Below are 12,899 nucleotides of genomic sequence, written 5' to 3'. Positions count from 1 at the left end.
CACCTGTCCTGCGAGTAGTCGTGCTCTGGTCCACATCGGGGGCAGAGCACGAGCGTCCGGCCGGGCACTACGGGCCGACGTCGACCCAGCCGCCCGAGCGCCAGTACAGCCCGGCCTCGCGGGACAGCAGCCCCTCGTCGACCAGGTGGCGCCGCAGCGCCGCGGTGTCGGGGTGCCACACACCCAGCAGGGCGTTGACCTCCCGCTCCGGATAGCGGACGCCGACCTCGAACACCCGCACCACGTGCTCGAGCACGACGCGCCGCTTGCTTCGCTGCGCCGGGATGGTGGTCAGCCGGCCGTCGCGGATGAACGCGGCGAGGACCGCGGACTCGGCCGGGTCGTCCGACAGCGGCTCCGGCGGCGGCGCGGAGGCGGCCGCGGCCCGGGCGGCGGCGCCGAAGCGGTCGGTCAGCAGCTCGAGGACGTGCCCGTCGCGGCGCACCAGCCCGGCGCGGGCGAGGCGGCGGGCGGCCAGGGCCACGTCCTTGAGCGCGAGGCCCGAGGCGTCGGCGACCTCCTCGATCGTCCCCGCGCCCAGGGCCAGGGCCGCCACCACCCTCAACCGGGTGGGGTCGGCCAGCAGCCCCACGATCGTCGCCGCCTCCACGGGAGCGACGGTATCCGCGCATCGGAGCACGTGGGCGGGGGTAGCGGGACGTCATGGTGAGCCCCATCGACATCCAGAAGGCCCTCAAGGGCATGGACTACCCGGCGACCAAGGAGCAGATCCTCGAGCAGGCCAAGGGGAGCGACGAGGAGGTGCTGGAGGCGCTCAAGAAGATCGACGACCGGGAGTACGAGGGGCCCAGCGGCGTGAGTGCCGCCGTCTTCGGCTGACGCCCGGCTAGGTTCGGTGCCCATGACACCGGGCCGGGACTTCACGGGGGACATGCACCTCGCGCACGTGCTCGCCGACCAGGCGGACTCGATCAGCATGGAGCGCTTCCGGGCCCTCGACCTCACCGTCGAGACGAAGCCGGACCTCACGCCGGTCACCGACGCCGACCGCGCCGTCGAGGAGCAACTGCGGATCACCCTGGCCCGTGCCCGCACGCGTGACGCGGTGCTCGGCGAGGAGTTCGGCGTGACCGGCCACGGCCCGCGGCGCTGGGTGCTCGACCCGATCGACGGGACGAAGAACTTCGTCCGCGGCGTGCCGGTGTGGGCCACGCTCATCGCGCTGTTCGACGGCGACGAGGCAGTGGTCGGCCTGGTCTCCGCGCCGGCGCTCAACCGGCGCTGGTGGGCGGCCAAGGACGTCGGCGCCTGGACCGGCCGGCGCCTGGAGTCGGCCACCCGCTGCCGTGTCTCCGGCGTCACCGACCTGACCGACGCCAGCCTGTCCTACTCCAGCCTGTCCGGCTGGGAGGAGCGTGGCCTGCTCGGCGGCTTCCTCGACCTGACCCGGTCGGTGTGGCGCACCCGCGCCTACGGCGACTTCTGGAGCTACGTGCTCCTGGCCGAGGGGGCGGTCGACGTGGCCTGCGAGCCCGAGGTGTCGTTGTGGGACCTCGCCGCGCTCGACGTCATCGTGCGGGAGGCCGGCGGGCGCTTCACGGACCTCACCGGCGCCGACGGCCCGGCCGGCGGCAGCGCGCTGGCCACGAACGGCGCGCTGCACGACGCGGCCCTGGGACACCTCCGGCTACCCGACCCGGCAGCCTGACGCGAGGACGGCGGCCCTCCCCGGAGAGCGGGGAGGGCCGCCGTCCTCGGCGCGTCGCTCAGACGGTGGGGGTGGTGCCCCCGCCCGTCCCCGTGCCGCGGCCACCGGAGAGCCGGCGGCGGGCGTCGTCGATCCGCGCCTTCGTCTTCGGGTCCCTGGCCACCTGCTGCGCCTTGGCCGACGCCTGCTTCAGGACCTGCTGGCCCTTCCCGCTGCGGGCGAACTGGGCCACCTTGTCGAACACCGACGCCATCTCGTGCGCCTCCTCTCGCCGGGGACCCCGTCCTGGGTCCGTCACCGGGGACAACGGATCCCGCGCGGGCGCCGTTCCCCGCGCCCGCGCGGGTCAGGTCCGCGGCGGCACCGGCGGCTCCGGTGCCCGTCGCGGCTCCACGGCCAGGCCGACGCCCCGCCCGGCCAGCACCGCCGCCCCGACGGCCGACGCGCTGCGCAGCGGCAGGAACGCGACCGGCCGGCCCAACAGGTCGGCGAGCACCTGCCGCACCAGCGGCGAACGTCCCCCGCCCCCGGTCAGGACCACCGGCCCGGGGGGCGCCCCGCCGAGGAGCCCCGCCGCGGCGGCGACCGCCGACAGCACGCCCTCGACGGCGGCGCGGGCGAGGTCGGCGCGGGTCGTGCCGGCGCCCAGGCCGCTCCACCCCGCCCGGTCGGCGGGGCCGGCCACCCCGCCGCGCTCACCGGTGAGGAACGGCCGGAACACCGCTCCCCCGGCCCCGGGCGCCGACGTCGCGGCCAGCTCCAGCAGCTCCCCCGACGTCACGCCGAACACGCCGGCCACCCAGGTCCACGCCGACCCGCCGTTCTGCAGCGCGGCCATGGCGTACCAGCCGTCCTCGGCGTCGGCGTAGCCGTGCACCGGCGGGTCATCGGCGGGCGCGGGCACCCACCCGGGCCGCAGCACCTGCGCGCCGGTACCGAGGTTGACCTGCAGCCCGCCGGACGTCCCGGCCGCGAGCAGCGCCAGCGGGGTGTCCCCGCCGCCGACGACGACCGGCACCTCGGCGCCGCCGAGCACCGCGGTCCCCGTCACCTCCGCCGAGGGCCGCACCGCGGGCAGCAGCTCCGCCGGCACCCCGGCCGCAGCCCGCGCGGCGGCCGACCAGCCGTCGGCGACGACGTCCCAGAGCAGCGTGGCCGAGGCGTCGCTGCGGTCGGTGACCCGCGGGTCGGCGCCGGGCAGCAGGGTCGCCCGGAACGCGTCCTTGGGCAGCAGCACCGCGGCGGCGCGGTCGAGCAGGTCGGGGCGGTGTGCGGCCAGCCAGGCCAGCGCCGGCCCGGTCATCCCCGGCACCAGCGGATTGGCCAGCGCGGCCCGGTCGCCGGCCGGCAGCGCCCGCCACCGGTCGACCTCCGCCGCGGCGCGCCGGTCGGGCCACAGCACCGCGGGCGCGAGGGCCGCGCCCGCGTCGTCGACGAGCACCGTGCCGTGCATCTGGCCCGAGAGGCCGAGCCCGGCCACCGGCCGGCCGCCCAGCGCGGGCAGCAGCCGGGCCAGCGCGTCGTCGAACGCGGCGCGCCAGGTGCCGACCGCGCACTCGGCCCAGCCCTCCCGGGGGCTGTCCACCGCGTAGCCGGCCTCGGTCTCGGCGACCGTGCCGCCGTCCTCCCCGAGCGCGACGAGCTTGAGCCCGCTGGTGCCCAGGTCCGCGCCGAGCAGGACGCCGGACACCGTCAGTGGCCGTGCGGGGCGCCGGACCGGCCGTTGCGGTCGGCCAGCAGCCCGGCCAGCGTGCTCAGCGCGATCTCGGCCGGGGAACGCGAGCCGATGTCCAGCCCGATCGGCCGGTGCACCCGGGCCACCTCCTCCGGCGGCACCCCGAGCGCGGCCAGCGCCGCCACGTGGGGGCCCTCGTGCCGGGGGTTGCCCATGACGCCCACCCAGCGGACCGGCCGGGCCAGCACGTCGCGCAGCACCTCGCCGAGCTCGGGCCGGTGGTGGTCGGTGACCACGACGTCGGCGTCGGACAGGTCCGTGCCGTCCAGGTGCGGGACGAGGTCGTCGAGCGTGACGACGCCGGCCCCGCGGGCGGGATCGGGATCGAGCAGCACGGTGCGGTAGCCGAGCTCCGGCGCCCACCGCAGCAGCACCGCGGCCACCGGGGAGTCGAACACCGCCACCAGCACCCGGCCGGCCGGCGCCCCGGCGGCCGCCCCGTGCGCGACACCGCAGGCGGGGTCGGTCACGGCTCCCCCAGGAAGCCGGCGAGCGCCGCGGCGAAGGCCGGCGCCCGGAGCGCGGTGGCATGGTCGCCCGGGACGACGGCCACCCGGGCACCCGGGATGGCGGCGGCGAGCGTCCCGGGGCGGGCCGCGAGTGGGTCGGCGTCGCCGGCGAGGACCAGGGTGGGCGCGGTGATCGCGGCCAGGTCGGCGCTCCGGGTGTGCACCGCCCGGGCGTGCGCGGCGAGGGCCCGCCGGTCGGCGGCCAGGGCGTCGGCCATCCGGCGGAAGGGAACGGTGGCGGGAGTGCGCACGTCGGCGACGTCGGGCGCCTCCAGCGCGTCGGCCAGCTCGGCCATCAGGACGGCGTGGCGCTCGGCGCCGCCGCGCTCGACGAAGGCGGCGCCGGCCCCGGCGACCACCAGCCGGCGGACCCTCCGGTCGGCGACCGCGACCAGCATCGCGACCGTCGCCCCCATCGAGTAGCCGGCCAGGTCGTAGGAGTCGTGACCGAGCGCGTCGGCGACCCGCCGCAGGTCGTCGGCCATGCGGAGCTCGCCGTAGGCGGCCGGGTCGTGCGGCTTGTCCGACCTGCCGTGCCCGCGGGCGTCGACGCCCACGACCTCCCGCCCGGCCGCCAGCAGCACCGCGACCGTCCCGGTGCCGACCCAGTTGAGCCGGGTGTCGGCGACGAAGCCGTGCTGCAGGTAGACCGGCGGGAGGTGGCCGGGCTCCCCCCAGCGGTGGACGGCGACCCCGACGCCGTCGGCACCGGGCACCCGCAGGTGGGCCGCGGGCAGGGACACGGACGCGGTCACGCGGCGCGCTCGGGGCTGTCGCCGTAGGCGTAGGCGGCGTCGGCGTACCGGCCGCCGACGGCGACCCCGGGCGGGGCGATCTCACCGAGGCGGGCCAGGTCCGCGGCCGACAGCTCGACGGCGAGCGCCCCGGCGTTCTCCTCCAGGTAGGGCCGCCGCTTGGTGCCCGGGATGGGGACGACGTCGTCGCCCTGCGCGAGCACCCAGGCCAGCGCCAGCTGGCCGGGCGTGCAGCCCTTCTCCGTCGCCAGGTCCCGGACGGCGTCGACCAGGCGCAGGTTGGCCGCGAACGCCTCGCCGGTGAAGCGCGGGTGGGTACGCCGCCAGTCGTCCTCGGCGAAGTCGTCCGGGCTGGTGATGGCGCCGGTGAGGAAGCCGCGACCGAGCGGGCTGAACGGGACGATGCCGATCCCGGCCTCGCGGGCGGCGGCCAGCACCTCCCGCTCCAGGTCCCGCGTCCACAGCGACCACTCGCTCTGCAGCGCCGCGATCGGGTGCACGGTCACCGCACGCCGGATCGAGGCGGCCGAGGCCTCCGACAGCCCGAGGTGGCGGACCGTGCCCTGCTGCACGAGCTCGGCCATCGCGCCGACGGTGTCCTCGATCGGCACCTGCGGGTCCACCCGGTGCTGGTAGTACAGGTCGATGACGTCGACCCCGAGCCGGCGCAGGCTGGCCTCGGCGCAGGCGCGCACGTTCTCGGGCCGGCCGTCGATGTCCATGCCCCCGCGGTCGTTGCGGCGCAGGGAGAACTTCGTCGCGAGCTGCACCTCCTCGCGCCGGCCGCGGATCGCCTCGCCGACCAGCTCCTCGTTGTGCCCGTCGCCGTAGACGTCGGAGGTGTCGAGGAAGGTCACGCCGAGGTCGAGCGCCCGGTGGACGGTGGCGATCGACTCGTCGCGGTCGGCGGCGCCGTACATCTGGCTCATGCCCATGCAGCCCAGGCCGAGCGCGGAGACGGTCAGGCCGTCCCGGCCGAGCGTGCGGGGAGCGGCGGGAGAGGTCATGCCCGCATCCTCGTCCCGGCGGGAGCGGACACGCCACCGGCCGTTTCCGCCCCGCCGGCACGGGTAGCCGCCCCGGCAGCGACCCTCCGGGAGGACCCATGAGCTCGCGCCCCGCCCGCGGCACCGCCCGACTGCTCGGCCTGGCCAGTCTGGGCCTCGGCACCTCGATGCTGGTGTCCCCCACCGGCGTCGCCCGGTTCGCCGGGGTCGACGACTCCCCGGTCGCCGTGCCCGTCATCACCGCCGTCGGCGCACGGGAGCTGGCGCACGCCGCCGGGCTGCTCGCCGGCCGGCCGGGTGGGCCTGGACCCGGGTCCTCGGAGACGCCGTCGACCTCACCGCCATGGGGGTCGCGCTGTCCAACCGCCGCGGCGCCCGGGAGCGCCAGCTGCGCAACGTGCTCGTCGGCGCCTCCGCGCTGGCCGCGCTCGACCTGCTCACCGCGCTGCGCTCGCGGGGCCGGCGGCGGAACCCGGTCCCGTCCAGCGACGCGCGCCCGGGAGCCACCGGGCTGGTGGCGCAGCTGGTCGACGTGCGCCCGGCGCTGGCCGGCGAGCCCCGCAAGCCGGTCGTTCCGGCGTCGGTGGCCACCGGCTCGGACGTCCGCGCGACGGACGCCCTGACGACGGGCACCCCGACGACGGACGCCCTGACGACGGGCACCCCGACGACGGGCACCCCGACGACGGGCACCCCGACGACGGGCACCCCGACGACGGGCACCCGGACCACGGACGCACTCCCGGACACCCCCGCCGGCGCCCAGGGCGGCCCTGCCGTCAGCTGACGGCAGGGCCGTCAGGACGGCGGGCGACCGGAACTCACCGGTGGTGGTGGGATGAGCGAACACGGCGCCCACCCCGGAGCGCCGGCGAGGAGGTCCGCGTGCAGTACGCCGAGTCCGTCGTCGACCTGATCGGCGGCACCCCGCTGGTCCGGCTGTCGCGGGTGACCCGCGACCTGGGACCGGACGCGCCCCTGGTGCTGGCCAAGGTCGAGTACCTCAACCCCGGCGGCTCGGTGAAGGACCGCGTCGCCGTCCGCATGGTCGACGCCGCGGAGGCCAGCGGCGCGCTGCGGCCCGGCGGCACGATCGTGGAGCCCACCAGCGGCAACACCGGCATCGGCCTGGCGCTGGTCGCCCAGCAGCGCGGCTACTCGTGCGTCTTCGTCTGCCCCGACAAGGTCGGCCAGGAGAAGATCAACGTGCTCCGGGCCTACGGCGCCGAGGTCGTCGTCTGCCCCACCGCCGTCGACCCGTCCGACCCGCGCTCCTACTACTCGGTCTCCGACCGGCTGGCCCGCGAGACGCCGGGCGGCTGGAAGCCCGACCAGTACGCCAACCCGGCCAACCCGCGCTCGCACTACGAGACCACCGGCCCCGAGATCTGGGCGCAGACCGAGGGCCGGGTGACCTGCTTCGTCACCGGCGTCGGCACCGGCGGCACGATCAGCGGCACCGGCCGCTACCTCAAGGAGGCCTCCGACGGCCGCGTCCGCGTGGTCGGCGTCGACCCCGAGGGCTCGGTCTACTCCGGCGGCACCGGCCGGCCCTACCTGGTCGAGGGCGTCGGCGAGGACTTCTGGCCCGACGCCTACGACCGCTCGGTCGCCGACGACATCGTCCCGGTCTCCGACGCCGACTCCTTCACGATGACCCGGCGGCTGGCCCGGGAGGAGGGGCTGCTGGTCGGCGGCTCGTGCGGCATGGCCGTCGTCGGCGCGCTGCGCACGGCCGAGCAGCTCGGCCCGGACGACGTCGTGGTGGTGCTGCTGCCCGACGGCGGCCGCGGCTACCTGAACAAGATCTTCAACGACCAGTGGATGGCCGACTACGGCTTCCTCGACGTCACCACCGGCGAGACCGTGGGCGAGCTCCTGCAGGCCAAGGACGGCGCCACGCCGGTCCTCGTGCACACGCACCCGAACGAGACCGTCCGCGACGCCATCGACATCCTCCGCGAGTACGGGGTGAGCCAGCTGCCCGTCGTCCGCGCCGAGCCGCCGGTGACCGCGGGCGAGGTGGTCGGGTCGGTCGACGAGAAGGTCCTGCTCGACGCCCTGTTCGCCGGACGGGCGTCGCTGTCCGACCGGGTGGAGAAGCACATGTCCGGGCCGCTGCCGATCATCGGCTCGGGTGAGCCGGTCAGCGCCGCGGTCGCCGAGTTCGGCGAGGCCGACGCCCTCGTGGTGCACGTCGACGGCAAGCCCGCCGGCGTCGTCACCCGCCAGGACGTCCTCGGCCACCTCGCGGGGGTGGCGAAGTGAGCGACTCCTCCGGTTTCGACACCCGGGCGATCCACGCCGGGCAGGACCCCGACCCGGCCACCGGCGACGTCGTCGTCCCGCTCCACCTGGCGACGACGTTCAAGCAGGACGGCGTCGGCGGGCTGCGCGACGGCTACGAGTACGCCCGCAGCGGCAACCCGACCCGCACCGCCCTGCAGGACCTGCTCGCCTCGCTCGAGGAGGGCACCGCGGGCCTGGCGTTCGCCTCCGGGCTGGCCGCCGAGGACACGCTGCTGCGCACCGTCTGCCGGCCCGGCAGCCACGTCGTCCTCGGCGGGGACGCCTACGGCGGCACGTTCCGGCTCCTCTCGCGGGTGGCCTCGCGCTGGGGGGTGGAGCACACGCCGGCCGACCTCAACGACGCCGACGCCCTGCGGGGGGCGATCCGGCCCGAGACGCGGGTGGTCTGGTGCGAGACGCCGACCAACCCGCTGCTCAACATCGCCGACATCGCGCGCACCGCCGAGATCGCCCACGAGGCCGGCGCGCTGCTCGTCGTCGACAACACCTTCGCCTCGCCCTACCTGCAGCGGCCCCTGACCCTGGGCGCCGACGTCGTCGTGCACTCCACGACGAAGTACCTGGGCGGGCACTCCGACGTCGTCGGCGGGGCGCTCGTCGTCCGCGACGGGGACCTCGCCGAGCAACTGGCCTACCACCAGAACGCGATGGGCGCGGTCTCCGGGCCGCTGTCGGACTGGCTGGTGGTGCGCGGCATCAAGACCCTCGGCGTGCGGATGGACCGCCACCAGGCCAACGCCGCGCGGATCGCCGAGCACCTCCTCGCGCACCCGGCGGTCTCGCGGGTGCTCTACCCCGGCCTGCCCGACCACCCCGGCCACGACATCGCGGCGAAGCAGATGTCCGGCTTCGGCGGGATGCTGTCGTTCCGGCTGGCCGGCGGCGAAGAGGCGGCGCTGCGGGCGTGCGAGCGCTTCACGCTGTTCACGCTGGCCGAGTCCCTGGGCGGCGTCGAGTCGCTGGTGGAGCACCCGCACCGGATGACCCACGCCAGCGCCGCGGGCTCGCCGCTGGAGGTGCCGGCCGACCTGGTCCGGCTCTCGGTGGGCATCGAGGACGTCGACGACCTGCTCGCCGACCTGGAGCAGGCCCTCCGCTGACCCGGCCCCGTCCAGGCTCCCGCCCCGAGCTCGCGAGGGGTGGGGAGGACGGGCTCCCGCCCTGAGCTCACGAGGGTGGGGAGGACGGGGTCCTCACGTCACTCCTCCACGGACAGCGCGCGGGTCGGGCACTGCTGGGCGGCCTGCCGGACGGGGTCGGGATCGTCCGGCTCGTCCTGCAGCACGTGCACGGTGCCGTCGTCGTCGACCTCGAAGACGTCCGGGGCGAGCATCTCGCAGGCGCCCGACCCCACGCACAGCTCGCGGTCGGCGGTGACCCGCATCAGCGGGTCCCGCCGAGCCGGGCCGGCAGCCGCTTGAGGCCGTTGACGAACGACGACGCCAGCCGGCGCGGCGGGCCGGTCACCTCGAGGTCGGGCAGCTGCTCGAACACGGCCCGGAAGGTGACCTGCAGCTCGCGGCGGGCCAGGTGCGCGCCCAGGCAGAAGTGCGGGCCCCGGGAGCCGAAGCCGACGTGCGGGTTGGGGTCGCGACCGACGTCGAAGCGCTGCGGGTCGGCGAAGACCGCGGGGTCGCGGTTGGCGGCGTTGTAGAAGAGCAGGAACTTCTCCCCCGCGGTGAAGCGGTGGCCGCCGATCTCACCGTCCTGCGTGGCGGTGCGGCGCATCCAGGTCACCGGGCTGACCCAGCGCACGACCTCCTCGACGCCCGTGCGGTCGAGGGACGGGTCGGCGGCCCACCGCGCCCGCTCCTGCGGCCACTCCGAGAGCGTCAGCAGGCCCTGGGAGATGGCGTTGCGGGTGGTCTCGTTGCCGGCCACCAGCAGCAGGATGAAGAAGGAGGCGATCTCCTGGTGCGAGAGCCGCTCGCCGTCGACCTCGGACCGGACCAGCGCCGTGGTCAGGTCGTCGCGCGGGTCGGCCAGCCGCTCGCCGGCCAGCCGCTCCATCAGCGCGGCCATCTCCATGCCGGCGGTGAGGAACGCGGTGAACGGGTCGTCGTTCTCGATCAGCTCCGGGTCGCCGCCGGACAGGATGATGGTGGAGTTGGCCAGCACGCCCGGCCGGTCGGCCTCGGGGACGCCCATCATGTCGCAGATGACCCGCAGCGGGATGGGCGCGGCGAGGTCGGCGACGACGTCGATGGCGCCGTCGTTCGCCTCCGCCGTCGCCCGGGCCCGCGCCAGGACGTCGTCGACGACCGTGCGCACCGAGTCCAGCGTCCGCTCGAGCATCCGCGGGGTGAAGGTCTTCGAGACGATCCGGCGGATCTTGGCGTGCCGCGGGTCGTCCATGCTGATCAGGGAGCCGTAGAACTCGTGCAGCTCGGCCGGGACGTCCTGCATGGACACCGCGCCCCTGCCCGAGCAGAACACCGCCGGCTGCGAGCTGATGGCCTCGAGGTCGGCGTAGCGGGTGACCGCGTGGTACCCGGGGCCGGCCGGGATGCCGGGGATCTCGGGCTCGGCGAAGAAGGCGAAGGGCCGCTCCGCGCGCAGCCGGTCCAGCGCGGCGTGCCGCTCGGCCGGCGGGCGCACCCACCAGTCCCGGTCGGACAGGTCCACCGTCGCCAGGTCCACCTCAGCCGGCGGGATCGGGGCCTCGACGCTCACGGACGACCTCCTGGGGCAACGGTCAGCAGTGACCGTCAACCTAGAGACCACGTCCTGTGATCAGCAACACACCCGGGCACGTCCCGGAGGGGGTCAGGCGTCGTCGCGGTCGACCAGGTCGCCGTACTCGGGGTGGCGCTCGATCCAGCCCCGCACGAACGAGCAGCGCGGCACCACCCGCTCACCGCGCGACCGGACGTCGTCCAGGGCGGCACGGACGAGCTTCCCGCCCAGCCCGGAGCCCTCGGCGTCGGGGTCGATCTCGGTGTGGGTGAACACCACCCGGCTGCCACTGCGGTCGTAGGCGGCCAGCCCCAGCAGGCGGTCACCGTCGCGGATCTCGTAACGCTCGGCCTCGGGGGCGTCCTGCACGGTCGGCTCCATGACGTCGGCCAACGGCGGAGGACGCCGGACTGTTCCACCGGCACGACGAGGGCCCCGGAGCGTCTGCTCCGGGGCCCTCGTACCAGTAGCGGGGACAGGATTCGAACCTGTGACCTCTGGGTTATGAGCCCAGCGAGCTACCGAGCTGCTCCACCCCGCGTCGGTGACGAGCACTCTACACGCCCTCCCGGCGACGGCCGCGGGGGTGGGCGGGTGGGCACGCGGGTAGGACAGCCGCGCCGGGCAGCAGCGCCCGGCGACACCCGCACCCCGGGGAGCGACCGATGACCGCGAGCACCGACGACCGCGACGTCGTCGACGTCCTGACCACCGACCACCACGAGGTCCTCGACCTGGTCGGCCGGATCCCGACCGCCGACGCCGCCCAGCGACGCGACATGGCCGACACCGTGATCGCGGAGCTGATGCGGCACTCCGTGGCCGAGGAGATGTTCGTCTACCCGGCCATGCGCGAGCACCTGCCCGACGGCGAGGCCGCCGTCCAGGACGACATCGAGGAGCACCAGCAGCTCGTCGAGGTGATGAAGGAGCTGGAGAGCGTCGACTCGGCCGACCCCCGCTTCCTCGAGGTCCTCGGCCGTCTGGAGGGGGTGCTGCGCCACCACGTCTCCGACGAGGAGACCGAGCAGTTCCCCCAGCTGCGGGCCCGGCTGCCGCGCGAGCAGCTGGTGGAGATCGGGCACAAGGTGGAGACGGCGAAGAAGGCCGCCCCGACCCGGCCGCACCCGTCCTCCCCGCACAGCGCGCTGTTCCACAAGACGCTGGGCCCGGGCGTCGGGATGGTCGACCGGCTGCGCGACGCCCTGACCGGCCGCTCCCGCAACACCTGAGCGCCGGACCCCTCGACCTCCGGCCCGCGGGGCCCGATGATCGCCGGCGCCGAGCCGGCTCCCCGCTCCCCTGGAGGACGTCCCCGTGCCGCACCCGCCCCTGACCGCGGGCACCCGCCCGGACACCACGACCCCGGCAGTCCGCCAGCGGGTGGTCGGCATGCTCGGCGGGATGAGCTGGGAGTCCACCGCCGAGTACTACCGGCTGGCCAACGAGCTGGTCCGCGAGCGCCTCGGCGGGCTGCACTCGGCACGCCTGCTGCTCGCCTCCGTGGACTTCGCCGAGATCGAGCACCTGCAGGTGGCCGGCGAGTGGGACCGGGCCGGGCAGCTCCTGGCCGGGGAGGCGGCCCGGCTGGAGGCGGCGGGCGCCGAGCTCCTGGTGCTCTGCACCAACACCATGCACCGCGTGGCCGACCAGGTGCAGGCCGCCGTGGACGTCCCGCTGCTGCACCTGGCCGACGCGACCGCCGCCGCGGTACGGGCCGCGGGACTGTCCACGGTGGGGCTGCTGGGCACCGCGTTCACGATGGAGCAGGACTTCTACCGCGACCGGCTGGCCGGGCACGGCCTGCGCGTGCTGGTCCCCGGCGCGGCGGACCGGGCCGAGGTGCACCGCGTCATCTACGACGAGCTGTGCCGCGGCGTCGTGCGCGAGGAGTCCCGCGAGGCGTACCGGCAGGTCATCGCGCGGCTCGTGGACGCCGGCGCGCAGGGCGTGGTCCTCGGCTGCACCGAGATCGAGCTGCTGATCGGGGCCGCGGACAGCCCCGTCCCGGTCTTCCCGACCACCAGGCTGCACGTCGAGGCGGCGATCACGGCCGCGCTCGACGGCGTCCCGGCCGGGGCGCCCTGACAGACGACGACGGCCCCCACAGCGTGCTGTGGGGGCCGTCGTCGTGTGGTAGCGGGGGCAGGATTCGAACCTGCGACCTCTGGGTTATGAGCCCAGCGAGCTACCGAGCTGCTCCACCCCGCGTCGGTAGATCCCACTGTACACACCCGC

General features: G+C 75.8%; 16 protein-coding genes and 2 tRNA genes. 7 read left to right on the top strand and 11 right to left on the bottom strand.

What is annotated here, in order from left to right; all coding sequences use genetic code 11:
• Window positions 1–67: 67 nt before the first annotated feature.
• On the bottom strand, window positions 68–610 hold the full coding sequence (locus JD79_RS10900; RefSeq protein ID WP_110005525.1) for a DUF2087 domain-containing protein: 543 nt from the start codon (window positions 608–610) through the stop codon (window positions 68–70).
• Window positions 611–663: 53 nt separating this feature from the next.
• Here JD79_RS10900 and JD79_RS10895 point away from each other — a divergent pair, with 53 nt between their 5' ends.
• Both JD79_RS10895 and JD79_RS10890 read left to right on the top strand, forming a co-directional pair.
• Window positions 664–840 carry a DUF2795 domain-containing protein gene (locus JD79_RS10895; RefSeq protein ID WP_110005524.1) on the top strand — a complete coding sequence of 59 codons (177 nt, stop codon included), beginning with the start codon at window positions 664–666 and terminating at the stop codon, window positions 838–840.
• 22 nt (window positions 841–862) lie between these two features.
• A complete protein-coding gene (locus JD79_RS10890; RefSeq protein ID WP_110005523.1) occupies window positions 863–1,669 on the top strand; it encodes an inositol monophosphatase family protein in 807 nt (268 codons plus the stop codon).
• Between the two features lie 58 nt (window positions 1,670–1,727).
• On the opposite strand, the gene JD79_RS10885 is transcribed toward JD79_RS10890, so the two are convergent.
• The 5 genes from JD79_RS10885 to JD79_RS10865 all read right to left on the bottom strand — a co-directional run bounded on the left by JD79_RS10885 (window position 1,728) and on the right by JD79_RS10865 (window position 5,675).
• Window positions 1,728–1,922 carry a hypothetical protein gene (locus JD79_RS10885; protein ID WP_110005522.1) on the bottom strand — a complete coding sequence of 65 codons (195 nt, stop codon included), beginning with the start codon at window positions 1,920–1,922 and terminating at the stop codon, window positions 1,728–1,730.
• Window positions 1,923–2,015: 93 nt separating this feature from the next.
• A complete protein-coding gene (locus JD79_RS10880; RefSeq protein WP_110005521.1) occupies window positions 2,016–3,359 on the bottom strand; it encodes an FGGY family carbohydrate kinase in 1,344 nt (447 codons plus the stop codon).
• Between the two features lie 2 nt (window positions 3,360–3,361).
• Entirely contained in the window at window positions 3,362–3,874 is a 513-nt protein-coding gene (locus tag JD79_RS10875; protein WP_110005520.1) for an XdhC family protein, read from the bottom strand.
• Entirely contained in the window at window positions 3,871–4,668 is a 798-nt protein-coding gene (locus JD79_RS10870) for an alpha/beta fold hydrolase (protein ID WP_245900011.1), read from the bottom strand. Before JD79_RS10870 ends, JD79_RS10875 begins: the two co-directional genes overlap by 4 nt.
• Window positions 4,665–5,675 (bottom strand): aldo/keto reductase, encoded by a 1,011-nt coding sequence (locus JD79_RS10865; RefSeq protein ID WP_110005519.1) that lies wholly within the window; start codon window positions 5,673–5,675, stop codon window positions 4,665–4,667. The genes JD79_RS10870 and JD79_RS10865 overlap by 4 nt, the downstream gene beginning before the upstream one ends.
• A 343-nt stretch (window positions 5,676–6,018) precedes the next feature.
• Between JD79_RS10865 and JD79_RS22615 the strand changes: the two genes are divergently transcribed.
• From JD79_RS22615 to JD79_RS10850, 3 genes are all read left to right on the top strand, one after another.
• Entirely contained in the window at window positions 6,019–6,462 is a 444-nt protein-coding gene (locus JD79_RS22615; protein WP_170149177.1) for a hypothetical protein, read from the top strand.
• 98 nt (window positions 6,463–6,560) lie between these two features.
• Window positions 6,561–7,943, top strand: coding sequence for a cystathionine beta-synthase (locus JD79_RS10855; RefSeq protein WP_110005517.1), 1,383 nt, complete (start codon window positions 6,561–6,563; stop codon window positions 7,941–7,943).
• A complete protein-coding gene (locus JD79_RS10850; RefSeq protein ID WP_110005516.1) occupies window positions 7,940–9,085 on the top strand; it encodes a cystathionine gamma-synthase in 1,146 nt (381 codons plus the stop codon). Before JD79_RS10855 ends, JD79_RS10850 begins: the two co-directional genes overlap by 4 nt.
• Window positions 9,086–9,183: 98 nt before the next feature.
• Here JD79_RS10850 and JD79_RS10845 read toward each other — a convergent pair whose 3' ends face one another.
• The 4 genes from JD79_RS10845 to JD79_RS10830 form a co-directional block, all read right to left on the bottom strand.
• The gene (locus JD79_RS10845; RefSeq protein WP_110005515.1) at window positions 9,184–9,369 is read right to left on the bottom strand and encodes a ferredoxin; all 186 of its coding nucleotides are present in this window, start codon (window positions 9,367–9,369) and stop codon (window positions 9,184–9,186) included.
• Window positions 9,369–10,658, bottom strand: coding sequence for a cytochrome P450 (locus JD79_RS10840; protein ID WP_211307929.1), 1,290 nt, complete (start codon window positions 10,656–10,658; stop codon window positions 9,369–9,371). Before JD79_RS10840 ends, JD79_RS10845 begins: the two co-directional genes overlap by 1 nt.
• 93 nt (window positions 10,659–10,751) lie before the next feature.
• Window positions 10,752–11,054: a GNAT family N-acetyltransferase gene (locus tag JD79_RS10835; RefSeq protein WP_146220422.1), complete on the bottom strand. Its 303-nt coding sequence runs from the start codon at window positions 11,052–11,054 to the stop codon at window positions 10,752–10,754.
• Window positions 11,055–11,128: 74 nt separating this feature from the next.
• Window positions 11,129–11,202, bottom strand: a tRNA-Met gene (locus JD79_RS10830).
• Between the two features lie 124 nt (window positions 11,203–11,326).
• Here JD79_RS10830 and JD79_RS10825 point away from each other — a divergent pair.
• Together JD79_RS10825 and JD79_RS10820 are read left to right on the top strand one after the other, a co-directional pair.
• Window positions 11,327–11,893 carry a hemerythrin domain-containing protein gene (locus JD79_RS10825; RefSeq protein WP_110005513.1) on the top strand — a complete coding sequence of 189 codons (567 nt, stop codon included), beginning with the start codon at window positions 11,327–11,329 and terminating at the stop codon, window positions 11,891–11,893.
• A gap of 85 nt (window positions 11,894–11,978) precedes the next feature.
• Window positions 11,979–12,749 (top strand): aspartate/glutamate racemase family protein, encoded by a 771-nt coding sequence (locus JD79_RS10820; protein ID WP_245900010.1) that lies wholly within the window; start codon window positions 11,979–11,981, stop codon window positions 12,747–12,749.
• Window positions 12,750–12,795: 46 nt separating this feature from the next.
• On the opposite strand, the gene JD79_RS10815 is transcribed toward JD79_RS10820, so the two are convergent.
• Window positions 12,796–12,872: transfer RNA gene (locus JD79_RS10815), tRNA-Met, on the bottom strand.
• Between the last annotated feature and the right edge of the window lie 27 nt (window positions 12,873–12,899).

The sequence above is a fragment of the Geodermatophilus normandii genome (assembly GCF_003182485.1).
In the GTDB taxonomy this organism is placed as follows: Bacteria; Actinomycetota; Actinomycetes; order Mycobacteriales; family Geodermatophilaceae; genus Geodermatophilus; species Geodermatophilus normandii.
The sequence above is the reverse complement of the archived record's forward strand: the minus strand, read 5'-3'. Positions and strand labels throughout refer to the sequence as shown.